The organism is Mesorhizobium sp. B2-4-3 (genome assembly GCF_006442815.1).
Classification (GTDB): domain Bacteria; phylum Pseudomonadota; class Alphaproteobacteria; order Rhizobiales; family Rhizobiaceae; genus Mesorhizobium.
This window is the reverse complement of sequence record NZ_VFVL01000005.1, coordinates 52,937-78,424: the sequence shown is the minus strand read 5'-3', so window position 1 is coordinate 78,424 and position 25,488 is coordinate 52,937. Positions and strand designations below refer to the sequence as shown.

At 64.6% G+C, this 25,488-nt stretch carries 25 protein-coding genes, 2 tRNA genes and 1 pseudogene; 18 read left to right on the top strand and 10 right to left on the bottom strand.

Translation table 11 applies throughout. The features are described from left to right. The first annotated feature begins 58 nt into the window (after positions 1 to 58). Positions 59 to 1,660 (top strand): cisplatin damage response ATP-dependent DNA ligase, encoded by a 1,602-nt coding sequence (locus tag FJ956_RS07435; RefSeq protein ID WP_140673120.1) that lies wholly within the window; start codon positions 59 to 61, stop codon positions 1,658 to 1,660. Between the two features lie 447 nt (positions 1,661 to 2,107). Here the strand turns inward: FJ956_RS07435 and FJ956_RS07430 are convergent, their stop codons facing one another. After that, positions 2,108 to 3,304, bottom strand: coding sequence for a hypothetical protein (locus tag FJ956_RS07430; protein WP_140673118.1), 1,197 nt, complete (start codon positions 3,302 to 3,304; stop codon positions 2,108 to 2,110). 337 nt (positions 3,305 to 3,641) lie between these two features. On the opposite strand from FJ956_RS07430, the gene FJ956_RS07425 reads away from it, so the two are divergent. Both FJ956_RS07425 and FJ956_RS07420 read left to right on the top strand, forming a co-directional pair. Beyond that, a tRNA-Thr gene (locus tag FJ956_RS07425) sits at positions 3,642 to 3,717 on the top strand. Positions 3,718 to 3,793: 76 nt separating this feature from the next. Continuing rightward, positions 3,794 to 3,985: a hypothetical protein gene (locus tag FJ956_RS07420; RefSeq protein WP_140673116.1), complete on the top strand. Its 192-nt coding sequence runs from the start codon at positions 3,794 to 3,796 to the stop codon at positions 3,983 to 3,985. Here FJ956_RS07420 and FJ956_RS07415 read toward each other — a convergent pair whose 3' ends face one another. Both FJ956_RS07415 and FJ956_RS07410 read right to left on the bottom strand, forming a co-directional pair. Beyond that, complete coding sequence (locus FJ956_RS07415) at positions 3,986 to 4,147, bottom strand: tyrosine-type recombinase/integrase (protein ID WP_140673114.1); 162 nt, start codon at positions 4,145 to 4,147, stop codon at positions 3,986 to 3,988. A 12-nt stretch (positions 4,148 to 4,159) separates the two neighbouring features. Beyond that, on the bottom strand, positions 4,160 to 4,546 hold the full coding sequence (locus FJ956_RS07410; RefSeq protein ID WP_140673112.1) for a hypothetical protein: 387 nt from the start codon (positions 4,544 to 4,546) through the stop codon (positions 4,160 to 4,162). A 34-nt stretch (positions 4,547 to 4,580) separates the two neighbouring features. Between FJ956_RS07410 and FJ956_RS07405 the strand changes: the two are divergent. Then, positions 4,581 to 5,330 (top strand): annotated as a pseudogene (locus FJ956_RS07405) (ATP-dependent DNA ligase); the annotation flags it as partial. A gap of 16 nt (positions 5,331 to 5,346) precedes the next feature. On the opposite strand, the gene FJ956_RS07400 reads toward FJ956_RS07405, so the two are convergent. Continuing rightward, positions 5,347 to 6,003: a hypothetical protein gene (locus tag FJ956_RS07400; RefSeq protein WP_140673108.1), complete on the bottom strand. Its 657-nt coding sequence runs from the start codon at positions 6,001 to 6,003 to the stop codon at positions 5,347 to 5,349. A 596-nt stretch (positions 6,004 to 6,599) separates the two neighbouring features. On the opposite strand from FJ956_RS07400, the gene FJ956_RS07395 reads away from it, so the two are divergent. From FJ956_RS07395 to FJ956_RS07350, 11 genes are all read left to right on the top strand, one after another. Further along, positions 6,600 to 7,262, top strand: coding sequence for an MltR family transcriptional regulator (locus FJ956_RS07395; RefSeq protein ID WP_140673106.1), 663 nt, complete (start codon positions 6,600 to 6,602; stop codon positions 7,260 to 7,262). Beyond that, on the top strand, positions 7,249 to 7,575 hold the full coding sequence (locus tag FJ956_RS07390; RefSeq protein WP_140673104.1) for a hypothetical protein: 327 nt from the start codon (positions 7,249 to 7,251) through the stop codon (positions 7,573 to 7,575). Before FJ956_RS07395 ends, FJ956_RS07390 begins: the two co-directional genes overlap by 14 nt. Further along, positions 7,565 to 7,655 (top strand) — tRNA-Ser (locus FJ956_RS30455). Before FJ956_RS07390 ends, FJ956_RS30455 begins: the two co-directional genes overlap by 11 nt. Positions 7,656 to 8,208: 553 nt before the next feature. Continuing rightward, positions 8,209 to 8,397: a DUF2158 domain-containing protein gene (locus FJ956_RS07385; protein WP_140673102.1), complete on the top strand. Its 189-nt coding sequence runs from the start codon at positions 8,209 to 8,211 to the stop codon at positions 8,395 to 8,397. Between the two features lie 157 nt (positions 8,398 to 8,554). Further along, positions 8,555 to 8,998 (top strand): acid-shock protein, encoded by a 444-nt coding sequence (locus tag FJ956_RS07380; protein ID WP_140673100.1) that lies wholly within the window; start codon positions 8,555 to 8,557, stop codon positions 8,996 to 8,998. A gap of 45 nt (positions 8,999 to 9,043) precedes the next feature. After that, on the top strand, positions 9,044 to 9,583 hold the full coding sequence (locus FJ956_RS07375; RefSeq protein ID WP_140673098.1) for an RNA polymerase sigma factor: 540 nt from the start codon (positions 9,044 to 9,046) through the stop codon (positions 9,581 to 9,583). Positions 9,584 to 9,657: 74 nt separating this feature from the next. Next, entirely contained in the window at positions 9,658 to 10,107 is a 450-nt protein-coding gene (locus FJ956_RS07370; protein WP_140673096.1) for a hypothetical protein, read from the top strand. After that, a complete protein-coding gene (locus FJ956_RS07365; protein WP_140673094.1) occupies positions 10,104 to 10,544 on the top strand; it encodes a periplasmic heavy metal sensor in 441 nt (146 codons plus the stop codon). The genes FJ956_RS07370 and FJ956_RS07365 overlap by 4 nt, the downstream gene beginning before the upstream one ends. 111 nt (positions 10,545 to 10,655) lie before the next feature. Next, on the top strand, positions 10,656 to 10,940 hold the full coding sequence (locus FJ956_RS07360; RefSeq protein WP_140673092.1) for a hypothetical protein: 285 nt from the start codon (positions 10,656 to 10,658) through the stop codon (positions 10,938 to 10,940). A gap of 98 nt (positions 10,941 to 11,038) precedes the next feature. Next, positions 11,039 to 12,496, top strand: coding sequence for a DUF1800 family protein (locus tag FJ956_RS07355; RefSeq protein ID WP_140673090.1), 1,458 nt, complete (start codon positions 11,039 to 11,041; stop codon positions 12,494 to 12,496). Between the two features lie 69 nt (positions 12,497 to 12,565). Then, entirely contained in the window at positions 12,566 to 13,756 is a 1,191-nt protein-coding gene (locus FJ956_RS07350; protein ID WP_140673407.1) for a DUF1501 domain-containing protein, read from the top strand. A gap of 364 nt (positions 13,757 to 14,120) precedes the next feature. Here FJ956_RS07350 and FJ956_RS07340 read toward each other — a convergent pair whose 3' ends face one another. Continuing rightward, positions 14,121 to 14,390 (bottom strand): hypothetical protein, encoded by a 270-nt coding sequence (locus FJ956_RS07340; RefSeq protein ID WP_140673088.1) that lies wholly within the window; start codon positions 14,388 to 14,390, stop codon positions 14,121 to 14,123. A gap of 267 nt (positions 14,391 to 14,657) precedes the next feature. Between FJ956_RS07340 and FJ956_RS07335 the strand changes: the two genes are divergently transcribed. Further along, positions 14,658 to 15,104 carry a pyridoxamine 5'-phosphate oxidase family protein gene (locus FJ956_RS07335; protein ID WP_140673086.1) on the top strand — a complete coding sequence of 149 codons (447 nt, stop codon included), beginning with the start codon at positions 14,658 to 14,660 and terminating at the stop codon, positions 15,102 to 15,104. 32 nt (positions 15,105 to 15,136) lie between these two features. Here FJ956_RS07335 and FJ956_RS07330 read toward each other — a convergent pair whose 3' ends face one another. The 5 genes from FJ956_RS07330 to FJ956_RS07305 all read right to left on the bottom strand — a co-directional run bounded on the left by FJ956_RS07330 (position 15,137) and on the right by FJ956_RS07305 (position 22,040). Continuing rightward, positions 15,137 to 16,705 (bottom strand): indolepyruvate oxidoreductase subunit beta family protein, encoded by a 1,569-nt coding sequence (locus FJ956_RS07330; RefSeq protein ID WP_140673084.1) that lies wholly within the window; start codon positions 16,703 to 16,705, stop codon positions 15,137 to 15,139. Next, complete coding sequence (locus tag FJ956_RS07325; RefSeq protein ID WP_140673082.1) at positions 16,698 to 18,851, bottom strand: indolepyruvate ferredoxin oxidoreductase subunit alpha; 2,154 nt, start codon at positions 18,849 to 18,851, stop codon at positions 16,698 to 16,700. The genes FJ956_RS07330 and FJ956_RS07325 overlap by 8 nt, the downstream gene beginning before the upstream one ends. Positions 18,852 to 18,891: 40 nt before the next feature. Further along, entirely contained in the window at positions 18,892 to 19,374 is a 483-nt protein-coding gene (locus FJ956_RS07320; protein ID WP_140673080.1) for a MarR family transcriptional regulator, read from the bottom strand. Next, positions 19,374 to 20,945: an NAD(P)/FAD-dependent oxidoreductase gene (locus FJ956_RS07315; protein WP_140673078.1), complete on the bottom strand. Its 1,572-nt coding sequence runs from the start codon at positions 20,943 to 20,945 to the stop codon at positions 19,374 to 19,376. The genes FJ956_RS07320 and FJ956_RS07315 overlap by 1 nt, the downstream gene beginning before the upstream one ends. Before the next feature lie 303 nt (positions 20,946 to 21,248). After that, positions 21,249 to 22,040 carry a cyclase family protein gene (locus FJ956_RS07305; protein WP_140673076.1) on the bottom strand — a complete coding sequence of 264 codons (792 nt, stop codon included), beginning with the start codon at positions 22,038 to 22,040 and terminating at the stop codon, positions 21,249 to 21,251. 120 nt (positions 22,041 to 22,160) lie between these two features. On the opposite strand from FJ956_RS07305, the gene FJ956_RS07300 reads away from it, so the two are divergent. Beyond that, positions 22,161 to 23,735, top strand: a complete 1,575-nt coding sequence (locus tag FJ956_RS07300) for an NAD(P)/FAD-dependent oxidoreductase (protein WP_140673074.1) — start codon at positions 22,161 to 22,163, stop codon at positions 23,733 to 23,735. A 166-nt stretch (positions 23,736 to 23,901) separates the two neighbouring features. Then, positions 23,902 to 25,431, top strand: a complete 1,530-nt coding sequence (locus FJ956_RS07295) for an ABC transporter substrate-binding protein (protein WP_140673072.1) — start codon at positions 23,902 to 23,904, stop codon at positions 25,429 to 25,431. Positions 25,432 to 25,488: the final 57 nt, after the last annotated feature.

Below are 25,488 nucleotides of genomic sequence, written 5' to 3'. Positions count from 1 at the left end.
TGGCCGGCAGGCCAGAGAGGGGGGCCTCGCGCCGGCTCTCGCAATTGGCTTGGCGCCCATGAACCGCTTCGCCGAGCTCCTCGACCGTCTCGTGCTGACGCCGTCGCGCAACGGCAAGCTGACGCTGCTCACCGATTATTTCCGCGGCGTCGAGGATCCCGATCGCGGGCTGGCGCTGGCGGCGATCACGGGCGATCTCTCGATCGCGGCGGTGAAGCCGGCGATGCTGCGCGCGCTGGTGGTCGAGCGCATGGATCCGGTGCTGTTCGGCTACTCCTACGACTATGTCGGCGACCTCGCCGAGACGGTGTCTTTGGTCTGGCCGCAACCGCAAGGACATATCCCCAACGATCACCCGACGCTTGCCGAAGTGGTCGGCAAATTGCAGGCGGCAAGCCGCTCCGACGGACCGAAGGTGCTGGCGCGGCTGCTCGACGACGCCGGCATCTCGGCGCGCTTCGCCATTATCAAGCTGGTCACCGGCGGCTTGCGCATCGGCGTGTCGGCGCGGCTCGCCAAGCAGGCGCTGGCCGACCTCGGCCAAGTCGACGTCGCCGAGATCGAGGAGCTCTGGCACGGTCTGGCGCCGCCTTACGCCGAACTGTTCGCCTGGCTGGAGGGCCGGGCGGAAAAGCCGAGGAGCGCCGCGCTCGCGCTGTTCCGGCCGGTGATGCTCTCCAATGCCGTCGACGACGGCGATCTCGAAAAGCTCGACCCGGCCGATTATGCGGCGGAATGGAAATGGGATGGCATCCGCGTGCAGGCGGTGTGCGAAGGCGGCGTCCGCAGGCTCTATTCGCGCACCGGCGACGACGTGTCGGGTGCCTTCCCGGACCTCGCCGCGGCCATGAATTTCGAAGCGGCGCTGGACGGCGAGCTGCTGGTCGGCGACCCGCGCGAGGCGACGGGCACGTTTTCGGACCTGCAGCAGCGGCTGAACCGCAAGAGCGTGTCGCCGAAGATCCAGCAGCAATATCCGGCGTTCATGCGTTGCTACGACGCGCTGCAGATCGACGGCGAGAACCTGCGCGCGCTGCCCTTCGGCGAGCGCCGCAAGCGGCTCGAGGCTTTCGTCAAGACGCTCGACCCGAGCCGCTTCGATCTCTCGCCGCTGGTCGCGTTCTCCGACTGGGAGACGCTGGAGCGGCTGCGCCAGGCGCCGCCGCATCCGATCATCGAAGGGGTGATGCTGAAGCGCTGGGATTCGCCGTACCTCGCCGGCCGGCCGAAAGGGCCCTGGTTCAAGTGGAAGCGCGACCCGCACACCATCGACGCGGTGCTGATGTATGCGCAGCGCGGCCACGGCAAGCGCTCGAGCTTTTATTCCGACTACACGTTCGGCGTCTGGTCCGGCCCCGAGGGTTCGGAAGAGCTGGTGCCGGTCGGCAAAGCCTATTTCGGCTTCACCGACGAGGAGTTGAGAGAGATCGACAAATATGTGCGCGACAACACGATCGAGCGTTTCGGGCCGGTGCGCTCGGTGCGCGCCGACCGCGGGAACGGCCTGGTGCTGGAGGTGGCGTTCGAAGGCCTCAACCGCTCGACGCGCCACAAATCGGGCGTCGCGATGCGCTTTCCCCGCATCTCTCGGCTGCGCTGGGACAAGCCGGCGGCGGAGGCCGATCGGATAGAGACGCTGCAGGCGTTGCTGGATGGCTAGTTCCCTGACACAGGGATTTTGAAGGTTGCCGTTTTGTCTTGGTGCAAGATTTTCCTTTCATTTGCGTGAAATCAGCGCAAACGCCGGGGATTGGTTGAAGCCGCCCCAACCTCGTCATTCTATGGCGGAGCAAGGAGCGCAGCGACGCGGCGCAGACCATAGAATCCATGCCGTGACTTGGAAGCGTTGCCGCGGTGCAGAATTCTGCTCCGTTGCACGCCTTGGCGAAGGTAACGGCATGGATTCCAGGGTCTTCGCGACGGAGCTTCGCTCCTGCTCCGCCCTAGAATGACGATCGCGATGGGCGTTTTGGCCAATCTCCAACGCATGCCACCTGCCAATGCAAACAGAGCCGACCGGTCAAAATCCCTGTGCAGTGGCACTAGAAAGCATGACCCCAGTCGGCCCAAAGCGCCGACTTTGGCAATCGGCCATCTGCCTGCTCAACTATTCCGCTATCGAGACGCGGATCTCGTAGATATCCACCGACTTGCCCTTCTGGTCAAAATCGGAATTGACGGCGATGGTGCCGGCCGCGCCCGGATGCTTGTCCGGGAACTGCACATCGAACAGATATTCGTTGCGCTCGTGGCCGACCGCGTAGCGCTTGCGACCGCAATCGCCGAAATCGCCGAAATTGCAATCGACCGATATCTGCGTCTCCTTGCCTTCTTCCGAGCGGGCGACGATGTCGAACATAGCGTGCTTGCCGGCAAGCTTCTCCAGCACGCCCTGGCCGACATCGAAGGCGATGGCCGAACCCGACGCGCCCGAGCGGATGCGCAGGAACTGGCCGGTGTCGTCCTTCATCACCTCGGCGGCGGCGTCGGACGGCGTGCTGACACGGGTCGGATCGGCCGGCGAGAAGACGTTGATCCAGTTCTTCGACTGGTCGGCCTCGCCCGGCTTCTGCGGCGAGCCGGGTTCGGCCGGCGGCGTGGAATCCTCGTCGTCCAGCGTCGGCGTCGGTTCCGGCGGGCCGGTGTCGAGCTCGGCCGCCGTCTTGAAGACGCCGGTCTGCTTGGCGAAATAGAGGCCGATGCCGGCGGCCGCGAACAGCGTCGCGACGACGAAGATCGCGGTCAGCGGCAAGCGCCGCCCCCTGATGCGCCGCTCGTCGCGGTCGGGCGCGACCTCAGCGCCGTTGCCGACGGGAGCGCCCGGCGAATCGTCGAGCGACGGCGCGTCGGGAAGCGCCGTCTCGTCCGGCATGATGTCGGGCACGCGCGGCAGCACGCGTGAGCGCGGCTGGTCCGAAGCATCGGGCTGCACCGGGCCGTCGACGGTGATCGAGGGTGAGGCCGCGGATTGCGATGGCGGCAGCGGCGCGTCGACCGACGGCGCGGCCGACACGGCCGGCGCTTCGACGCGGGGATCCGGCGCGCCATTGCCGGCCGAGGCGACGTTTTCCGGCGGCAGCGTCACATCGGGCACGGCCGGCAGGAACTCCGATTCGATCTCGGTGATCTTGGCCTGCACCGCCTTGCGGCGGCTGATGGCGGCCTCGACCGTGACGTTCGGATTGGCCTGCAGGACACGGTCGAGCGCGGCAAAGGCCGATCGATAGACCTTCTCGCGGAACGCCCGGTCCTCGGCATTGCCTTTCTCGAAGGCATTGCGGATCGCTTTCTCGATGGGGTCCAAGCGAGCTCCCTCTGCGCGTTCGCTCACGGTTGTCTGATCGTCAGCCGCAGGCGACCAATCGATCAACGGCGAGCGGCTGCCTTGCCGGCCAAAGCCATTTCGGCATTTTTTGTTTAAGAATCAACATTTTTCGTCACCACCGGCGCGGTCGCGCCGGCCAGCCAAGTGCGAAGGACGTGCGGCCCGCACGCCGCCACGGGCCGCGCCTGCGCCCGTTGCGCGGTAACCCTAGATCGGAATTGCCGCCAACGAGGCTGGAATTCACCGCTGCCCATCTTGAATTAGCGAGCGGTTGAGTCTATCACCCAGCCCATTCTGGAAGCCTGACGCTTCCCGGGCCGCTTTAGCTCAGTTGGTAGAGCACATCATTCGTAATGATGGGGTCGCGTGTTCGAGTCACGCAAGCGGCACCAAAAATTCAAGCACTTAGCCGAACGTCCTGGCCGATTTGTACAGAAACCGCACAGAAACGGTCGATTTGGGGAAGGCATGAAGATCTCGCTTTTCTGCATGACTGCCCTCTTGCTAAGCACCGATCTCGCGGCGGCGTTTGATTGTCTAGGAGCGGATGGGTGCTCGACCGGGTCTTCCGGCTATCCCTTCACAGTCTTTGTGGGGGTTCTTTTTGTGTTGGCGCTGATCGCGAGAGCGGTGGCCTATTTCCGGCAGGGGCGGAAATAGTCAGACCTCGGCCGCTTCGCGCTGCCAGTCGGGATGATGGTGGCCGTAGTTTTCTTCCAGCATTTGAAGCGACATGCCGAGCGCGCCGGCCGCCTGCCATTTGTCGACGCCAGCCTGCATCATCCACGTGGCGCGCGTGTGCCTGAGAACGTGCGGCGTCACTTCGTCGTCGAGTCAGGCCAGTTCAACGGCGGCCTCCCAGGCAGTGCGCACAGATCCGACGCCGCCGCCACGCCATGAAACGACATGGAGGAAAAGCGGCAGGGGCAAGTGCTGTTCCTCGGCCGGTCGCTTGCCCGCCGCCTCGGCCCGTGCGGCGTCGTCCAGCCGCTTCCAGCGCCGCAGGTGCGCAAGGATGCGCCGCCCGAGCTTCGCAGCTGGCTGACGCTTCTTCGTCTCTTCCTGCTCTGCCGCCTTGCGGTGGATGATACCCCGTCCCAGATCGATCCAGCCGCCCGAGACGTTGGCCATCCACTGTGCGCCAAGCAGCGCCTGCTTTCTCGATCCGGTGTAGAGCCCGAGCAATATGAAGCGGGCAAGGTGGCGGTTGATACCGACCATGTAGCGGCACCATTTCGAATGGCGGCGGCGGGTCGTACGCATTTTCACCCGGCGAGGCCTCGACTGGACGTCGAAATACCGCGACCCCGCCAAGGCCGCCGGTGAGCTGCAGGCCGACACCGCAATCATCGACGGCGAGATCATCGTCCTGAATGACGCTGGCATTTCGGATTTCGCAGAGCTGCGCAAAGCGATCACGCGCCGACAGCACGACCTCTATTTTGTCGCGTTCGACCTTCTCCATCTCAACGGCCACGACTTGCTCGACATGCCGCTGACCGATCGGCGCGAGATCCTCGAGGCGATTATTCCGACCGGGAAGCGCATCCAGTTCAGTCAAGCGCTACCCGGCGACGCTCGATCGATCTTTCATCTTGTTGACCGGGCCGGGCTTGAGGGCGTGGTTTCCAAGCGCAAGGACAGCGTTTATCGAAGCGGCCCCTCGACCAATTGGCAGAAGGCGAAATGCTACAGCATCGACGAGTATGAGCTGCTTGGCGTCGAGCGCGAGCCCGGCAAGCCGGCCTTTGCCTTGATGGCAGAGCGCGGCACAGGGCGCTATGTGGGGTCGGCTTTCATCACCTTGAACCGCGAAATGCGCGAGCGGCTTTGGCAGCGCGTCCAGGAGCATGCCGGGCCGGCGCCAAAGGGCATGAAGCGGCCGGCCACGCAGTGGGTTAAGCCGGGATTGATCGGCCGAGTGAAGCACTTACGTGGGGAGGAAGACCTGCGGCACGCCTCGCTGCAGGATTTTTATGACGAAGCACATCGCCACGACCGCTAAGTTAGATTTACATGCGTCATTTAACACTACTCTCAAGTTGTTCCAAATCCTTTGCAAATAACGTAATGTGAGGTGCAGAAAACTCAATGGTCTCGGCGAAATTAATGGCCGCCTTTTTTATCGCCTCCGCCGGCACTGTCGCCTTTGTCTTTATGATGGACTCGAAGAGCTTAGTAAGTATGTCAGATTTTTCCTTTACAGACTTCAGAATTTCGTATCGGGCTGCCATGGTGGGCGGAAAAATCGGGACAGCCGAAGCTATGGACTCGAAACTCAAACCAGTGGTCAACCGGGATTGAAAAGCTCTGACCTTTGCCACGTCTTGAGCGCTAAACATTGGAGGAGATGGAACATCGTACCTGTCACGAAATACTTTTGACGAATCCGAGAACTCAACGATGAGGTTGTAGAAATAACGGGACACGACAGCTGCCCTCATTGCTAAGAGTTTTGCTCCCCGTAAGGTCAATTCCTTTTGCCGTTCATCTGACTTTGTCATCGCATTGACGGTTACAAAACCCGCAGCGACCGCAGCAAAGCCGGCAATTAGCGTCTGATAGTCATAGAGCCAGCCTTTGCTTGAGTGATGAGTGACGTCCGACCAGGCACTGCCAAGAATGAAACCCATCACCGCCGCTACAATCGCAATAAACCATGCTTCACTGCGTTCCATTCACATCTCCCCCCGCGCCGGACAATCCTAGCTCGGCTGGGCTCTTTCGCAACGGTGCTGCACAATAAAACTATCGCTACAAAGCGCGACTCGGGGCTCGGCCGGAAACTTCGTCGGGGGATGCGCCGGTACGCAGCTCTGGTGAAAAGATTCCACAAACCGGCTTGACGGGCAAGGAATTTGTTCTCATTTCGTTCTCATGCCGGAGACCTATAGCCCGAAGCGACGCGATTACCCGCTGTCCGCGCTTAACGACACCATGCGCCTGGTGCGCATCCGGTGCCGCTATTGTAAGCGCCAGCACTGCTACCAGCCCTCCGATCTGATCCAGATTTTCGGAGACGTCGATGTCGACTCACTCATGGAGCGAATGAAGTGCGAGAACGGCCGCGATCATGGACGGCTGGACGTCTAGGCATTCGCGCCGACCGGCCGGGAAGCCGTCGGGCTGCGCATCCGCCGCCTGGTGGCGATCAAGATCAACCGAGTGCCGATCTGGCGCGAGGATCCGGCATGACGACACGCCGAGCACCACAGACGGGAATGAGTTTAGATGTTATAGGTTCGTCGAGGCGTGATCTTGGGAGAAATCGTCAGTGAACTCAGAAGAGTTACGAGCCATGCTCGAGAAGTCACGAGTGGCGACTGAAGAGAGGATTGCGGCGATATCGCTTCACCCCCCCAAAGACGCAACCATAGAAGAGAAACTTGATTTTTTTAAGAAGTCGAAAGCCGCGATAGCAGTTGAAATCACGAACATTCAAAAGCAACAGGCAACAATCATTGGCATTTTTAACCAAATGACAGACGCCGTGATGAGCCAGGGGCCGCACGCTGTGGCTTTAGTGTACGTTCAGTTGGTGGATAACGAATTAACTGAGCTGATATTCGGTCATATGCCGGGCATGGATAGGCACTTAGATAGATCTCTTTTCAAAGGATCGGCACCTCTAGCGACCTTTAGCGCAAAGATAGACCTAGCAAAATCCATGGGTATCATTGATTCCGCCCTCTGGTCTGAACTACACCGCCTGCGCAAGTTGCGAAACAAGTTTGCCCATGCGCATAAAGTTCTTTCATTCGAAGATCAGGTCGTGATCGACCATGTAAATAGTCTCGCTGAGATACACGCGGGACTAGCGGAGTTTGGCCCAAAGGCAAAGTTCATGGGGGCGGTTAATGTGATTCTCACTATGTTACGGGAAAGGAAGTCGGTGGCTGGAGGTTACCAGCGCTCCGAGCGTGATGACCTCAACTGAGGCTATCGTAGAAGGCGATGAGGCGTCTGACCTCATTGCCGCGCTCGAGCAACTGCTCACCGAGAACCCTGGGCCGGTATCGATCGCCGCGGGCGTCGCCGCGCTGCGCGCGATCGGCATCGAGGAGCCCGCCGACGAACTGCAATCGCTGGTCGGCACATTCGCGGCCGAGCGGTGGCGCCCAATCCTGTTCGATTTTCAGGTAGGCACGATCCCGAGCGCCTGCATGAAGCGGGCATCAGGACGAATGCGCATCGCACAGAAACCGTACAGAAACCATCGAATGTTTTCGCTCTGTTCCGGCCTTTTTTAAAGGGAAAACTCAATAAAATCATAAAATGCACATCATTCGTAATGATGGGGTCGCGTGTTCGAGTCACGTAAGCGGCCCCAAAATTTCTCCACGAGAACCAAGCCGTTACCGGAGGCCGAGCCTTGAGCGGTCTGCCCGTGAACCATAGGCAATGGGGTCAGGTGACAAAACGTCACCGGCGGAGGCAATCTGCCCCAACGGAATAAGGGGCTATATCTTTGGTCCTTTCGGACCAATGCGTTTGGCAGGACGGACCTCGGTCGATTGTGGGCTGGCAGGCAAATCAGACAGTCTCGCGATCGCGCCGGCTGATAACCCCAAGCCCCCCGCCCATCGGTCGGCGCATAGCCCGGCTTGCTGACCTCAAATCCTAACCACAAAAAGCGAGCCGGGCTTCCACCTGTGCGCCCATGCCGCAAATTGTCGGAAGAAAGGTCCATGATCGTCCTCCCGGGCGGAGAAGGCAGCCAATCAGTGGAGCTCAAAAGCCTTGATATGACAGTGCTGCCTCGCGGATCACGCTAGCGGCACCAGTTTTCCACGCCTTCCCGCCTGCACCACGTCATCGGCGCATCTCGGCCATTGTCGGGAATCGCTGTTGGTGGGAAACTCCGGTCAGCATGGGAGGTCGAAATGCCCAATAGTTTCAAGACCGGAGACGTCGTCAGGCTGAAATCCGGAGGCCCGGAAATGACCGTCAGCGACGGTGCGGCTTCCGGCACGTATCTGTGCCACTGGTTCAACCGCGAAGGCGACGTCTGGACCCCGCAGCATGCCGGCTTCAAGCCGGACCAGTTGGTGGCCGTCGACCACCCGAGATAGTCGTCGCTTTCGGTCCTTCAGGGACGATCCGGTCCGGTCGGGCCGGATCCCGGGGACTTTTTGTCCGGTCGAAAAAGGACCGACGGATTTTGCTTTGCCTCGCGTTTAACGGCTGAAGCGTGGCCGCCAATGGCCGCGCCCAACCGGAGACGAGAGCATGATCCGCCAAACGATATTTGTCGTTGCCCTTGGCTTGCAGACCGCGGCCGCGGTCGCCCAGACAACGACGCCGCCCCCTGCCCCGGCCCAGACGGCGCCGAGCACCTCGGCTCCGGCCACCAAGTCTGACCAAACCAAGTCCGGCCTGACACTGGAAAAGTTCGAGGCGCGCCGGGAAAAGGCGTTCATGCGGGCCGATACGGACAATGACGGCAAGGTCAGCCTCGCCGAATGGACCGCTTTCCAGACCGAGCGCAAGGCCAAGGGCGATCCAGCCAAATCCTTCGCGCGCATCGACACCAACAAGGACGGCTTCGTCGACAAGGGCGAGCTTGACGCCTTCCTCGCCAAGCGCTTCGCCAGGCTCGACAAGAATAGCGACGGCGTGCTTAGCGCCGACGAGAGGCCGGGCCATAAAACCGCTCCCAATCAGGAGCAATGACCAAGAGGTTATGCCGCACAATGACAGTCGCGAGCGCCCGACGTGATGGGCGCCGATCCGGACGAGGAGCTGGTACGCCGCATCGGCGCCGGCGACCCCGCCGCCGTGCAGGCGATGGTGGCGCGCAAGCTGCCGCGCATCCTGGCCGTGGCCGCCCGGATGCTCGGCGACGCGGCGGAGGCCGAGGACGTCGCCCAGGAGACTTTCGTGCGCATCTGGCGCAACGCCTCCGGCTGGCGCCACGGGCAGGCGCGCTTCGACACCTGGATCCATCGCGTCGCGCTCAATCTCTGCTACGACCGGCTGCGGCGCCGGCGCGAATGGACGACGGACGAGCTGCCGGAGGTGGCCGATGAAGCGCCGCTTCCCGATGCAATGCCGGGCGACGAAGAGCGCAGGGTCAACCAAGCGCTGCAGCGTATCGCGCCGCGCCAGCGCGAGGCGATCGTGCTGGTGTATTATCAGGAGCTGTCCAACATCGAGGCCGCCGGCGCCATGCAGGTCAGCGTCGATGCGCTGGAAAGCCTGCTCGCGCGGGGTCGTCGCTCGTTGCAGGCCATGCTTGCGGGAGATGGCGATGACTGAGATCTCGCAGGGACTGCGACTTCTGAGGACTGCGGCGTGGGGGGCCACGTCAAAACGGTGGAAGGGGGAACGAGATGGCTGAGAGGACCGCAGACGGGCCAATGGATGCCGGGCGCTTCGCCGCGCTGGCGGATACCTATGGCGGCGCATTGCACCGCTGGCCGCCGGCCGAACAAGCGGCAGCGATGCTGTTTGCCGACACCAAGGAGGGCCGAGCCATCCTGGCGCGCGCCGGCAGGCTCGACGCCATGCTCGACCGGCATCGCGTCGAAGCACCCAGCCCGGCACTGCATCGCGCGATCGTCGCCCAAGCCGCGACCGAGGTCAGGCAGGAACGCCGCCGCCGGTTCTGGTGGCTGGGCTTCGGGCTTGCCGGTGTCGGCCTGGCCGGCGCCGTGGCCGGCCTGGCGCTGGTGACCATCGTCAACCCCGACATGCAGCCCGACCATTATGTCATGGATGCCAACGCGACGTCGTTCGGCGATGCCGGTCCCGACGCCGATCCTTACGAGGAAGACCTATGAGCCCCCGTCTTGTTGCGGCATCGCTGGTGCTGAATGTTTTTCTGATCGGCGCGCTCGCGGGCGGAGCGGGCTGGCTGATCGGCAAGTCCAATCCGGGCTATTCGCTGGAATCGGCCGGCGGCAGGCTGCCGGCCGCCGACCGCAAGGTCTTCCGCCAGGCATTGCGCGAGGTGCGCCGGGAGTCGCGGGACGTGATCCTCGACGGCCAGGCCGCGCGGCGCGAGGCGGCGAACCTCCTGCAACAGCCAACTCTCGACACCAATGCGCTTGCCGCCGCCCTGGAGCGCGCGCGCAATGCCGATGTCACCGTGCGCACCCGGCTCGAGCAACGCATCATCGAGTTCGCCGCATCGGGCTCGTCGGAAGACCGTCAGCTTCTGGCCGACGCCTTGCTTCGGCGTGCCGGCAGGCAGCCGCCGGCAAAAAAATCGCCATAGGCGGCGACGGAAAGAGCGGACACGCCCCGTTCAAGGAAAAGAGGGACAGGCCTGCGACCGCCTTTGCGGCGGGCAGGTTCTCTTCAACCTCGAAACCTTCGGGAGTATCCCATGAACAGTCTGACAAAATATTCGATCGCGGCCGCGCTCGCCATCGGCGGAACGGCCGCCGCAAGCGCTGCCTCGGCGATGCCGATCGCGCCGGTCACCCCACCGGCGGTGATCGAGCATGTCGCCTGGGGCTGCGGTCCGGGCTGGCATCCCAACCACTGGGGCCGCTGCGTGCCCAACCGCCGCGTGATCTATCCTGGTTATTATTACTGGAGCGGACCGCGCGTCTATATCGGCCCGGTCTGGCATCCCTACCATCGCTGGCACCACTGGCGCCGCTGGTGACGGCCCACTCATGACGCCGGTGCTGCGGCCGGCGTCGTGAGGATCCCTTATGATCCATGAAACCGACGTGATCGGCGTCGGGTCCAACGGAGGCTTTGTTGGCCGCACCGTTTGCAAATTCCTTCTCGCCGGACCCCGCCCTGGTCGCGCTCAACCGGTTCGGCCTCGGCGCAAAACCCGGTGACGATTTCGGCAAGATCGCCGCCGATCCGCGCGGCTACCTCAAGGCCGAGCTCAAGCAGCAGGACATCGCGCTTATTCCCCCCGACGATCCGCGGAATGCCGGGCTGCTGGACAGCACCGCGGCTATCCAGGCCAGCATGGCGGCAGCCATGGAACGCAAGGCGGCGCGAGATGAGAAGGCGGCGGCCGCCATGCAGCCGATGGCCGCGGAAGACCCGGCCGGCTCGATCGGGACAAAAGCCAAACCCGCAGTGCCGCGTGTCGAGGCCGATATCTACCGCGACGAGGCGCAGGCCCGTTTCGACAAGGCGCTCGCCGCGACACCGGGCTTCGTCGAGAGGCTGGTCGGCTTCTGGTCGAGCCATTTCTGCGTCTCCGTCGCCAAGGCACCGGTCGTGCGGGCATGCGCCGGCGCCTTCGAGCGCGAGGCGATCCGCCCCTTCGTGCTCGGCCGCTTCGCCGACATGCTTTTGGCCGTCGAGCACCACCCGGCCATGCTGTTCTATCTCGACAACCAGCAGTCCATTGGCCCCGATTCCCGAGCCGGCAAGCGACGTGGACGCGGCCTCAACGAGAACCTCGCCCGCGAGATCCTGGAATTGCACACACTGGGCGTCGGCAGCGGCTATGCCCAAGCCGACGTCACCAGCTTCGCCGGCATGCTGACCGGCTGGACGATGGCCGGACGCGAGGGGCGATTGGGAGAGCCGGGAAGCTTCGTCTTCAACGCCAATGCGCATCAGCCGGGCAAGGCGGTGCTGCTCTGCAAGACCTATCCCGACGGCGGCATGGGCCAGGCGGAGGCGGCGCTCAACGACATTGCCCGTCATCCGGCCACCGCGCGGCACATCGCCACCAAGCTTGCGGGCCATTTCATCGCGGACGATCCGCCGCCGGCGGCTGTCGCCCGCCTGGCCACGGTCTTCACCAAGACCGATGGCGACCTGCGCTCGATCGCATTGACGCTGATCGACATGTCCGAAGCCTGGTCGGTGCCGCTCACGAAGCTGCGTTCGCCATTGGACTATGTCGTCGCGCTGCGGCGGGCGGTCGGCACTACCGCCGGCAACGAACCGCAACGATCGCTTCGCTGGCTCAGCGTGCTCGGCGAGCCGCTATGGCGACCGCCGGGGCCGAACGGCTTTCCCGACCGGACGGATGCATGGGCTTCCGCCGAAGGCCTCAAGACGCGGCTGGACATCGCCTGGCAGGCCGCGAAGCAGGCGGACGACATCGGCGATCCCGACGAGACGCTGGCGTCGCTGATCGGCACCTCCGTCTCGGCCGAGACACGGCAGGCGATTTCACGCGCGGAGTCCAAGCAGCAGGGCCTGGCGCTGCTGTTGATGGCGCCCGAATTCCAGCGCCGGTGACCTAGCAATGGAGATGAACCCGTGAGCCTTCTCTGCGAAACTCCCAACCTGTCCCGCCGTGCCGTCTTGATGACCGGCGGCGCGCTGTTTGCCTGGGCCTATCTGCCGCGCTTTGCCCGCGCGGCCGACAATCGCGACCCGCGCCTGATCGTCATCGTGCTGCGCGGCGCGCTGGACGGGCTGTCGACGGTCGGACCGGTCGGCGATCCGGACTATGCCGGCCTGCATGGCGATATCGCGCTTTCGCTCTCAGGCGCCAACCCGGCATTGCCGCTCGATGGTTTCTTCGCCGTCAACCCGGCAATGCCGGTGTTTGCGCGCCTGTTCAAGGCAGGCCAGGCGGCGGTGGTGCACGCGGCCGCGACCGGCTACCGCGACCGCTCGCATTTCGACGGCCAGGACGTGCTGGAAAGCGGCTTGCCCGGCCCCGGCAACGCCACTACCGGCTGGCTCAACCGAGCTTTGGCCAGCCTGCCGGCGGGCGAACGCGTGGCGAAGCTCGGCGGGTTGGCCGTCGGGCCGTCGACGCCGCTGGTGATCCGCGGCGCAGCACCCGTGCTCGGCTGGGCGCCGCAGGCCTTGCCGACGCCCGGCGATGCGCTGGCGGAGCGCGTGCTCGACCTCTACAACCACCGCGATCCTGTGCTGGCGGCGGCGCTGCAGAAAGGGCTCGACGCCGATCGGATGGCGATGGGCGACGTGCTTGACGGCAAGACGATGAAGCCGAAAGGCGGCCTCGACAACGCTGCCGGTATGCGGCAGTCGGCGCAGGGCGCAGCGAGGCTGATGGCGGCCGATGATGGGCCGCGCATCGCCGCGCTCGCCTTCGACGGCTGGGACACGCATGTCAACGAAGGCGGCGCCACCGGCCGGCTCGCCAATCTGCTCGGCGGCCTCGACGGCGCCTTCGAGGAATTCGAGAAGGGGCTCGGCGAACGCTGGCAGGACACGGCGGTCGTCGCGATCACCGAGTTCGGCCGCACGGCCCGCATCAACGGCACGGTCGGCACCGACCACGGCACAGGCACTGTGGCGCTGCTCGCCGGCGGCGCGATCAAGGGCGGCCGCGTCATCGCCGACTGGCCGGGGCTGAAGCCGGCGCAGCTCTACGAACAGCGCGACCTGGCGCCGACCAGCGATGTGCGCGCTGTGCTGAAGGGCCTGTTGGCGGACCAGTTCGGGCTGTCGGCGGCGGTGCTTGGCGACAAGGTGTTTCCGGATTCGGCGGCGGTGAAGCCGATGCGGGATTTGGTGGCGTGAGTCGTGAGTATGCTCGTCAGTGATAGGCCGATCGTGCAAGGATCGGGGGCGGAAGGTGAGATAAGTCGCGATCCTTCGCGCCCCCCTCTGTCCTGCCGGACATCTCCCCCACTTGGGGGGAGATTGGCAGCTCCGGCGCCGTGCCAATTTCTGCGATGTTGAAAAACGGTACGACGCCGGCGACCGGCGAAAGCCGGCGTAACGTCTGATCTCCCCCCTCGTGGGGGAGATGTCCGGCAGGACAGAGGGGGGCGCTGTCCCGCCAGCGTCTCTCTGTGATCCTGTCTGACCCCTTGCGCGGGAAACTCAACAAAAAAACGCCCGCGCCGTCTCCAGCGCGGGCGTCGATCCCCTCGACGGGCCATCATCTCCAGAAACCGGGGTGCCAGCGGCCGTGAAACCAGAAGCCGGGGTGCCAATGGCGTACGTGCATCGGGCGGATGATCACCCGGCCGTTCGGCACGCATCTGCCCCAGCGGCTCACGTGCCAGCCGGGACCGCAGCGCCAGCCGACGGTCTCGACCGGCAGCGGCGCAGCATTGGGCTTGGCCATCGGCATAGCCTCGGAGCCGGCGCCGGACAACACCAATGTACCGGCGGCCAAGGCAACGGGCAGTAAGTATTTTGTAAACATGCTTTCTCTCCGTAATTCATCCCTACCGCCGTGAAACGGAGGACATGGCCGAATTCCGTCGGAGCAGTACCGATCACATCTTCGTTAGACCGGTTCGCCACAGCTCGATCGGTGCGGCTTGGCACGCATGGCAGGCCGCGGACTTCGCCCGATAACGAATTGATCCATATCAATGAGCCGGGACGTGTCCTGCACTAAGGTCCATGAGAAATCGATCGACGGAGATCGTTAAGGCCGAAGGCCGGTAAAAAACGGGAGACCGCACCGATGATGATCCGCACGCTCTCCGCCCTGGAATGCACAAAATTTCTGGCGGCCAATCGCACCGGACATCTGGCCTGCGCGAAGGACGGACAGCCCTATGTCGTGCCCTTCAACTACGCCTATGCCGACAGCCACCTCTACGCTTTTTCCCTGCTGGGCAAGAAGGTCGACTGGATGCAGGAGAATCCCCTGGTGTGCGCGCAGGTGGGAGAACACACGCAGGGGCGCGGCTGGCGAAGCGTGATCGTCGAAGGCCGTTATGAGGAACTGCCCGACCGGGTCGGCCACAAGGTCCAGCGCGACCATGCATGGGCGCTGCTGAGCAAGCACACCGACTGGTGGGAGCCCGGGGCGCTCAAGCCTGTTACGCCTCCTCTTTCAGATAGCCTGCCGCATGTCTTTTTCCGGATCCTCGTCGAGCAGGTCTCTGGACGGGAAGCGGCCGAATAGCCAGCAGCAACCTGAGCGTCTGCAGAGCCGGGCTATCCGCCCAGCGTCGCCACCGTCTTCAGCGCGCCGTCCAGCATGTCGCCCTTCTCATCCTTCAGCGCCGCCTCGCGCAGGCGGCGGATCCAGTCGGCGGCATCATCCCTGCCCTTCAGCATGGGCAGTGCCGAGAGCACACGGTCGAATTTCGACTGGGCGCGGGCGTGGGTATCGCTGTAGCCCTTGATCAGCCGGCGGCAGTTCAGGATTTCGGTGGCCAAAGCGTAGTCCAGGGGTACATAGCCGAGCGCCAGGCCGTACCAGCGCTCCAGATGCTCGACCTCTACCCTGTGGCGCAGCAGGCGGCGGCGCCAGCGGCGCAGGCCGCCGACGAACCACAGCATGGCGAAGCCGGTGAAGCTGTCGGTGCGGATGTGGCGGCCGCGGTTGATGCGGCGGTCGAGGAAGGCGGCAAGCTTCGGGCGGCTTTCGATGTAGCTGCCCAGCCCCACCGGCAGCGTGCCGCAGAACTCCTCGATGCGCGGATGGAAATATTCGGTGACCTGCAGGACCGAGCCTTCCTTGACGCCTACCTCCTTGCGCACGCGCTTGTCGCGTGTCGAGCGCGTCTTCAAATCGGCGACGCGGATCATGTCGTCGTAACACATGGCGTTGGCGAGATGCTTTGCCGCGGCGATCGACAGCGCGTAGCCGCGCTCCGCATTGTCCAGCGCCACCGCCCTGTCCAGCCGGTCGAGATACTCGCCGCCATAGGCGATGTCCTGGTAATCGACGACCTTCTTCAGCCCGCGTTCGGCCATGTCGCGCAACGGTTCCGGCAGCGCCGCGACGCGGCCGGCAAGCTCTTGCCAGCCTTTCAACAGCGTTTCGGGGCCACTGACTTTTGGCGCGGGTTTGCTTCCCGCGACAGCCGGTTTCTCCGCTGCCGTCGCCGGCGCTGCCGCGATCCCACGCGCGCGGTCGCAAGCCGCACCGAAGGCGGCGAGGCTTGGCTTGACGCCACGGCCGCCGGCGCCGATCGCCTGCTCGTAAGTCTCGCGAGTGAAGGGCAGCGCGTCGGAACCGGCCAGCGCGCCGAGCAGGCTGGCCGAGATCATGGTGCCGTTGTCGGCGGCGATCTTCTCCATGTCGAAGGCGATGAAGCGCTTGGCCGCGGCTTGCGCCGTCGTGTGCACCTTCTCCGACGAGGCGCGGCCGTCGCCCGGCTCGATCTTCTCCGAGACGGCGGCGATGCGGTGCGAGGAGGTGATCAGCGTCGTGCGCTCGGGCGTGACGAAACCGCGGATGATGGCGCGGCCGGCTTCCATCAGCTCGGCGGCGATCAATATGTCGACGTCACCCTGCGAAGGCGACAGCGCGAAGACCGGCAGCCGGCCGGTGTCGCGGGCCATCTCGATGTAATAGATCGTGGCGCCGGTGCGCTGGGCGACGCCGGCGACGGAGGTCGATTGCGCGACATAGCCGTTGCGCTCGGCGACGTCGGTGATCCAGTCGGCAAGCACGCCGCCGCCCTGGCCGCCGACCGCGAGCACGGCGATCTTTATCACCTGCGCGTCGTCAGAGGCGCCCGCCTTCGGGCGCAGGGGAGAAGCCTGGTCAAGCATCGGCGAACGTCAAGCGGCGGCTCTCGCGGCGGCGCTGCAGAAGGCCGATCGCGGCACGGCGCGCGCCTTCCAGGAAACGGTCCCAGCGGCCCGGATTGTGGACGACGTCGGCGCGGTAGAAGGACGGGCAAAGCACGGCGGCGTCCGCCACCTCGCCGCAATTGCCGCAGCCGACGCAGTTCTGGTCGATCGATGCGACCGGATCGTCGCGCAGTGGATCGTCGAGCGACTTCACCGACAGCGACGGGCAGCCGGACAGCCGCATGCAGGCATGGTCGCCGGTGCAGATGTCCTCGTCGACGCCGAATTTCGGCTTCACCACGCGCTCGCCGCCCTTGATCGCCTTGTCGACCAGCGGCTTCTCGCGGCGCTGACGGTTGAGCATGCATTCGGACGAGGCGACGATGATCTTCGGCCCCTTCTCCTCGGTGGTCAGCGCCTCGCGCAGCGCGGCTTGCATCTTGCCGACATCATAGGTGCGATCGATGTGGCGCAGCCATTTGACGCCCATGCCCTTCACCGCTTCGTCGATCGGATGCTTGGTCGACTTGGTGCGGTTCGAGGCGCGCGAGGACAGGATGTCCTGGCCGCCGGTGGCGGCCGAGTAGAAGTTGTCGACGATGACGATGACGCCGTCATTCCGGTTGAAGACGGCGTTGCCGATCGAGGAGGTCAGGCCGTTGTGCCAGAAGCCGCCGTCGCCGACGAAGGAGATCGAGCGGCGTTTTGCGTCCGGCGAATTGAAGGCGGAAACCGAGGCCGGCCCCAGCCCATAGCCCATGGTGGTGGCGCCGAGATCAAAGGGCGGCATGATGGAGAACAGATGGCAGCCGATGTCGGAGGCGATGTGGTGCTTGCCGAGTTCCTGCTCGACCAATTTGGTCGCGGCGAAGATCGGCCGCTCCGGGCAGCCTATGCAGAAGCCCGGCGGGCGGCCCGGAACGACATTGATGAGATCGGCCGTATCGACGCCCTCGCCCAGCTTGTTCGGCGCGCGCACCTCGCCCGGCAGCAGATGCGGGGCGTGCGCCCGCAGGAAGGAGCCGATGCCGTCGAGCATGACCTGCCCGGTATATTCGCCGGCCATCGGCAGATGCTCCTTGCCGACCAGCTTGGTGCCGCGGCCGGCCTTGTGCAGCATCGCGGCGAAGGCCTGCTCGATGTAGTTGGGCTGACCTTCCTCGACGACCAGCACCGCCTGCTTGCCTTCGCAGAAGGCGAGGAACTCGTCGTCGACCAGCGGGTAGACGGCGTTGAGCACATAGAGCGGCACGTCGGTCTCGCCATAGGTGTCGGCAAGGCCGAGCCGCTGCAGCGCGCGGATGACCGAATTATACATGCCGCCCTGCATGACGATGCCGACCGAACCGTGGTCCGGCCCGAACGTCTCGTTGATCTTGCGGCTCTTGATGAAATCGACCGCCGCCGGCCAGCGCTTGGCGACCTTTTCCTTCTCATGCAGGAAGGAAGCAGGCGGCAGCACGATGCGGCCGGTGTCGCGCCGCGGCGCCGACAGCGCATCGGCGACCGACATCGGCGGGCGCTGGTTGTCCTTGGCGGTGAAGTGGCCGTGCACGTGGCAGCAGCGGATGCGCACCTGCAGCATAACCGGCGTGTTCGAGACCTCCGACAGCTCGAAGCCATCCTCGACCGCCTTGACGATCGAGGGCAGGTTCGGGCGCGGGTCGAGCAGCCAGACCTGGCTCTTCATGGCGAAAGCGTGGCTGCGCTCCTGCATGATCGAGGAGCCCTCGCCATAGTCCTCGCCGACGATGATCAGCGCGCCGCCGGTGACGCCGCCGGACGCCAGATTGGCGAGCGCATCCGAAGCGACATTGGTGCCGACGGTCGACTTGAAGGTCGCCGCCCCTCGGATCGGGTAATGCACTGAAGCCGCAAGCATGGCGGTGGCTGTCGCCTCGGAAGCGCTCGCCTCGAAATGCACGCCGAGCTCGCCCAAGATATCCTGCGCGTCGGCCAGCACATCCATCAGATGACTGATCGGCGCGCCCTGGTAGCCCCCGACATAGCCGACGCCGCATTGCAAGAGCGCCTTGGTGATGGCGAGGATGCCCTCGCCCGCGAATTCCTCGCCGGCCCCTAACCTCAGCTTTTCGACTTCCTTGGCAAAAGACCGTTCGGCCATCTCCGCCTCCTTCCGTTGCCGCCAAGCGGCGGCGCGTATATCAGATCTCGTGCTTGCGGATGTTGTTCAGCATTTTCTGCAGCGTCGCGATCAGCGCGGCATATTCGGCGTCGTCGACACCGTCGAACATCGCCTCGAAGGCGTCGTGCATGGCCGGCCAGGCGCGCGTGAAGAGCGTGCGTCCGTCATCGGTCAGGAACACATGGCGGAAGCGGCTGTCGCTGACGCCCTGCTCGCGCCGCACCAGGCCCTGGCCTTCCAGCGTGTCGAGCGTGCGGCTCAAGGTCGACTGCTCGATCACCGTGTAGACCGAGAGGTCGTTGACGGTGACGCCGTCGGCGACCGACAGCACGGCCAGCGTACGCACCTGCGGGATGGTCAGGCCCTGCTTGCGGAAGTCGTCGCGCAGCGTGGCGTTGTAGCGGCCCATGATGCGGTTCATCAGATAGGGCGCGAATTGCTGCAGGCCGATCTGGCCGAGGGTCGAGATGCGCTGGCGCTTTTCCGGAAGCTTCTGTTCCATCACAGCCTCCCCGCCAGCAGAAAACCGGAGCCGCCGCCGAGGCCTGCGCCCGGATGGGTCGAGGCGCCGATATGGTAGAGGCCCTTGATGCCGGTCTCATGGTTGCGGCTGCCCTTGAACGGCCGCCACAGGAAGGACTGGTCGATGGTCGACGAGCCGCCATAGGGATCGCCGCCGACCAGATTGACGTTCATCGCCTCGAGATCGGCTGGCGAATAGGCGCGGCGGGCAATGACCGTCTCGCGGAAACCGTCGATGTGGTTGGCGAGGATCGCCTCGACGCGGTCGGCATAGGCCTCGCGCAACGCCTCGGTCCAACGGCCGTCGGCCGGGACATCGAGCTTGCCGGCGGCATCGCCCTTGATGTGGCGCGGCGCCTCCGGCAGTTGCAGCCACAGGATCGCCTTGCCCTGAGGGCAGCGCGATGGATCGAGCGCATGCGGCTGGCCGACGCAGATCGTCGGCACCTCCGGCAGCAGGCCGCGCACCGCTTCGTTGCAGGCTTTCGACACGCCGTCGAGCCCCGGCGTCAGATGCAGCAGCGCCACCTTGTCGAGGCCTTCGCCGCGCCAGGCCGGCGTCTTGTCCAACGCGTAGTGGATCTGGAAGTTGCCCTTGCCGTAGCGATAAACGCGCGTCGCTTCGACGTCGCGCTTTGGGGCATCCCCTCCGAGCAGACGGCCATAGAGCTGCGTCGGCGTGACCGAGCAGATGACGCTCTTCGCGGCGCTCAGGGTTTCGCCGGAGGCGAGCCGGACGCCGCTGGCGCGGCCGCCTGTCTGGACGATCGAGGCGACGTCGGCGTTGACGCGGATTTCGCCGCCGCGTTCCCTGATCAGCGCCTCGAAGGCGACGAGCAGGTTTTTCGCGCCGCCCTTGACGATCGGCGCGCCGGCCGCCTCCAGCGCGAAGGCGATGACCTTGGCGATCTGGCCGGAGAAGGCGTCTTCCGGTCCGAGCCCGGCATGCAGCACCCAGGGCGCCCAGAGCGCGCGGACGACATCGGATGTGTAAGTCGTTTCCAACCAGCCCCGCGCGGGCACCATCGCCCCGCCCATGAAGGCGGCAAGGTCGCGCGGACCGCGCCGCCAGGCTTCGCCGGCGATGAGCTTCGTCGTCGGATAGGACCAGAGCGCGCCGCCGAGCAGGCCGAAGAGCAGTCCGGCATTGCGCTCGATGCCGCCGACATCGGTGCCGTGGCGGTCGCCGTCACCAGGCGCGATCCGGTTCAGCGCCGCGATGTTGGCGGCGCGGTCGGTGGTGAGCACGGCATGGCTGCCGTCGGGCGTGAGCACGCCTGTCGGCGTGGCGGTGTGGCAGAACTCCAGCCCATGCCGCGCAAGGTCCTTGCCGAGCGCGGCAAAGGCCGGCGAGGTGATGAACAGGACGAAGGTCGTGGCCATCACGTCATGGACGAAACCGGGAGCCGTGATCTCCTCGGTGCGCACGCAGCCGCCGATGCGGTCGTTGCGCTCGAGCACGAGCACGCTCGCGCCCTTGGCGCCAAGCATCGCCGCGCAGACCAGGGCGTTGATGCCGCTGCCGACGATGATGTGATCGGGGGCGGTCATTGGGGACTCCCCGTTCTTGGGAGTTCAATCGCGCGATGTTGAGTTCCTTCGCGCCCCCCTCTGTCCTGCCGGACATCTCCCCCACGAGGGGGGAGATCAGCCGTCATCGCGGCTTTCGCCAACTGTCCACGGTGCAGGATTGAGCGGGGCGCCGAAACACCCAATCTCCCCCCTTGTGGGGGAGATGTCCGGCAGGACAGAGGGGGGCGCCGTAGAGCGCTGACGCCACGGGATGGTCGCCCCAACTTCGTCATCAGAGTTTCGCCCGCAAGCATGATCTTCTCCCGAAGACCGCCACCTCGCCTATTTGCCCGGCACCAGCGCCAATGCGCGGATCGGGCTGCCGGTGCCGCGCTCGATCTTGAGCGGGGCGGCGATCAGGATCGCGCCCTTCGGCGGCAGCTGGTCGAGGTTGCAGAGGCTGGCCAGCCCATAGCGATTGGCCTTGTGCATCAGCGTGTGCGCCGGAAATGGCGGCTCCATTCCTCCTGCTTTGCCGGCATCTGTGCCGATCGTCTCGGAGCCCCAGCCCTTGATGTCCTTGGCTATCAGGAACTGGATGGCTTCCGCCGTCGGGCCGGGCGTGTGCGGGCCGGTCTCGTTGGCATTGAGGAACTCGGCCTCGGAGCCGTTGCGCTTGTACCAGTCGGTGCGCATCACCACCCACTCGCCCGGATTGATGGCGCCGTGCTTTTCTTCCCAGGCCTTGATATGGTCGACGGTGAGCAGGAAGTCGTGGTCGGCCGCCGACTCCTTGGAGCAGTCGATGACGTTGACCGGGCCGATGAAATTCTGCGCCGGAATGGTGTCGGTGGCGCCGTCCGGATAGTCCTTGCCGGAGATCCAGTGCTGCGGCGCGTCGAAATGCGTGCCCGAATGCTCGCCGAGCTTCAGCCAGTTCCAGGCCCACCAAGGGCCGTTCTTGTCATATTTAGAGATCTCGTGGATCTCGACCTTCGGCGTGTCGACGGCGAGCTCCGGCGGCAGCTTGATCAGCGGCGTATCGGGACCGAGCGGCGCCGTCAGGTCGACCACCTTGATGGCGCCCGAGAGCAACTGGCCGGCGACCTCGCCGAGGAGTTTCTGCGTGTCCATGGTTTTTGTTCCCTCTTGTTCGTGACCTTCAAGGCTCGTTGCGGCCCTTAATATACCTACTAGACGAAAACATATGCATCTGCAATTATCTTTAAGCATAAAGCATTTTTGGGGCAGGGCGTGAGCGAGTTCGACGCCATCTTTGTCGGGGCGGGCCATAACAGTCTGGCATGCGCCGCGCATCTGGCGTTCAAAGGCTGGAAAATAGCGGTTTTCGAACGCAGCGAGGCGATCGGCGGCGCGGTGCGGACCGCCGAATACACGCTTCCCGGCTTCCGGCACGATTTTGGCGCGATGAACCTAAGCCTCTTCGCCGGCTCCGCCTTTCACCGGAAATATGCAAATGAATTGAAAGGCCACGGGCTGGAATTCACGCCGGTGGGCGACTGCTTCGCCAGCGCCTTCCCGGACCGGACATGGTTCGGCGTCAGCAACGACCTCGAGAAGACGGCGTCGCGGCTAGCCGCCTTCTCGTCGGCGGATGCAGCCGCATGGCGCCGCCTGGTCGGCGCCTTTCCAGGGGAAGCCGAACATTTGTTCCGCCTGCTGGGCTCGCCGATGAGCGCAAGGGCGCTGGTCGGCACGGGCTGGAACCTGTGGCGCAAGAAGGGCATCGCCGGCGCTCTCGATACGGCTCGATTGCTGCTGTCGTCGCCTCGCGCCTGGCTGGAGGAAAATTTCGAGACGCCGCATGTGCGCACGACCCTCGCGGCCTGGGGCATGCATCTCGATTTCGCGCCCGACATCGCCGGCGGCGCCGTGTTCCCTTATCTGGAATCGATGGCCAACCAGAGTTTTGGCATGGTGCTGGGCAAAGGCGGAGCCGACACCATCATCCGCGCGCTCGCCGGCATGGTGACGGCGGCAGGCGGCAAGATCACGACCGGCGCGGACGTCGCCGAGATAACGGTTTCCGGCGGCAGGGCGACCGGCGTGCGGCTGGCATCCGGCGAAACCCATGCCGCGACCAAGGCCGTCATTGCCGGTGTCGCGCCGAAAGCGCTGCCGGGCAAGCTGCTGCCCAATGGCTCCGGCGACGCCGGCTTCGACACAGCGATGAAGAAATTCCGCCATGCGCCGGGCACGATGATGATTCACCTCGCGCTGGACGATCTGCCCGATTGGAGCGCCGGCGCCGAGCTTCGCCAGTTCGCCTATGTGCATCTGGCGCCGTCGCTCGACGCCATGTCGCGCGTCTACCAGCAGGCGATCGCCGGCTTGCTGCCCGACCAGCCCGTGCTCGTCGTCGGCCAGCCGACGGCGGTCGATCCGTCGCGCGCGCCGCTGGGCAAGCATGTGCTGTGGGTGCAGGTGCGCATGCTGCCGGCGGAGATCCTTGGCGACGCGGCCGGCAAGATCGCCCCCGCTCACTGGGACGCGGTCAAGGATGCCTATGCCGAGCGCGTGCTCGACATCATCGAAAGCTACGCGCCGGGATTGCGCAAGAAAATCCTCGGCCGCGCGGTGTTCTCGCCGCTCGACCTGGAACGCGAGAACCCGAACCTTGTCGGCGGCGACCAGATCTGCGGCAGCCATCATCTGGCGCAGAATTTCCTCTTCCGTCCGGCGCGCGGCTTCGCGCGCTGGAGCACGCCGGTCTCGAACCTCTACCTCACCGGCGCCGCGACATGGCCCGGCGCCGGCACGGGCGCAGGCTCCGGTTTCATGCTCGCCCAACAGCTGGGAGGGAACTAGAGCATGATCCCGAACCGAAGGTCAGCGAACGCAAAAAGTGGGAACCGGTTTTCGGAAAGATCATGCTCCAACAAAGGGCTAGAATTCCGGGATGGACAAGGCGCGGTTGCCCACCACCGAATGAAAACGCCGCGCGGACAAATGACAACCAACAAGGGGAACGACCATGACCATCAACAGACGCGACTTGCTTGGGTATAGCGCCGCGGCGATCGGCGCGGCCACGCTTGGCCTGCCGAGGGCGGCAAAGGCGGCGGACGAGCTCACCATCGCCTATAACGTCAACCTGCCCTCCTGGGATCCGACAACCGGACCCTCGGCGGTGAACCCGACCATCCAGGGCCTCTACCAGTCGGTGTTCGACCAGATCATCGGGCAGAAGCCGGACCTTTCCTTCACGCCCGGCCTGCTCACCGAATGGGGCTGGAACGACGACCGCACCAAGGTGATGATGACGGTGCGCGACGGCGTGAAATGGCATGACGGCTCGCCCTTCACACCGGAAGACGTGGTATGGTCGCTGACACGGGCCGGCGACGAGAAGACCGGCAACCCGATCCAGTTCGTCTGGAAGAACGTCAACAATTTCAAGATCGACGGCAACAAGATCACCGGCGACGTCGTGCAGTTCGATCCGGTCTATTTCAAGTGGATGTCGTTCCTGACCGGCTACATCCTGCCCAAGGCCTATTACGAGAAGGTGGGCGCCGAAGGCTTCGAGAAGGCGCCGATCGGCACCGGGCCGTATATGGTCGACAAATTCGAGCGCAACGCCTTCCTGCGGCTGAAGGCCAATCCGCACTATTGGGGCACGAAGCCCGCCTTCGAGAACGTGACGATCAAGTTCGTCACCGACGCGGCGAGCCGCGTCGCCGAGATCGAATCCGGCTCCTCGCAGGTGACGCTCGAAATTCCCTATGAGGAGTATGACCGGCTGATCGCCAAGGACGGGCTGGCCGGCTCGATCAAGAACGTTTCCGACATCGGCATGATCTTCTTCAACGACATCGAGGCGATGCTGGACAAGAACGTTCGCCAGGCGGCCGTGATGGCGGTGGACAAGGATCTGCTGGTGAAGCGGCTGCTGCGCGGCTACGGCCAGCCGATCGCGACGCTGGAGACGCCGGAATATGCGGCCTTCGATGCCTCGATCAAGGTCGAGCACAATGTGGAAAAGGCCAAGGAATTGCTGGCGGCTTCCGGCTATTCGCCGGAGAAGCCGGTGAAGTTCACCATCCAGACGACCAAGGGCTTCAAGCCCAAGGACTACGAGATGATCCAGGCGATTGTCGGCATGTGGCGCAAGGTCGGCATCGAGGCCAATATCGAGGTCTACGAGATCGCCAAGCACTATGAGCTGCGCGCCGCCGACAAGCTGGCGCCGGCCGCCTTCTACAACTGGGGCAATTCCATCGGCGACCCGACCACCTCGACCGGCTTCGCCATGTACGGCCCGAGCCCGCATTCGGTGTGGGACAGTCAGGACCTGATCGACATGATCAACCCGCTATGGGGCGAGAAGGACGAGGCCAAGCGCATTGCCGGCTGGAAGGCGGTCGACAAATACATCGCCGAGCAGGCCTATGTGCTGCCGCTGATGCAGTATGCGCAGCCGATCGTGCACTCGAAGAAGGTCAATGTCGTGCAGCACGTGTCCGGCGCGCTGCTGCCGGCGCTGATGACCCCGGCGGCCTGATCGTCGGTCTGGGATTGCCACGCGCGCCGTCCGCAAGACGGCGCGCATTTTCATCCA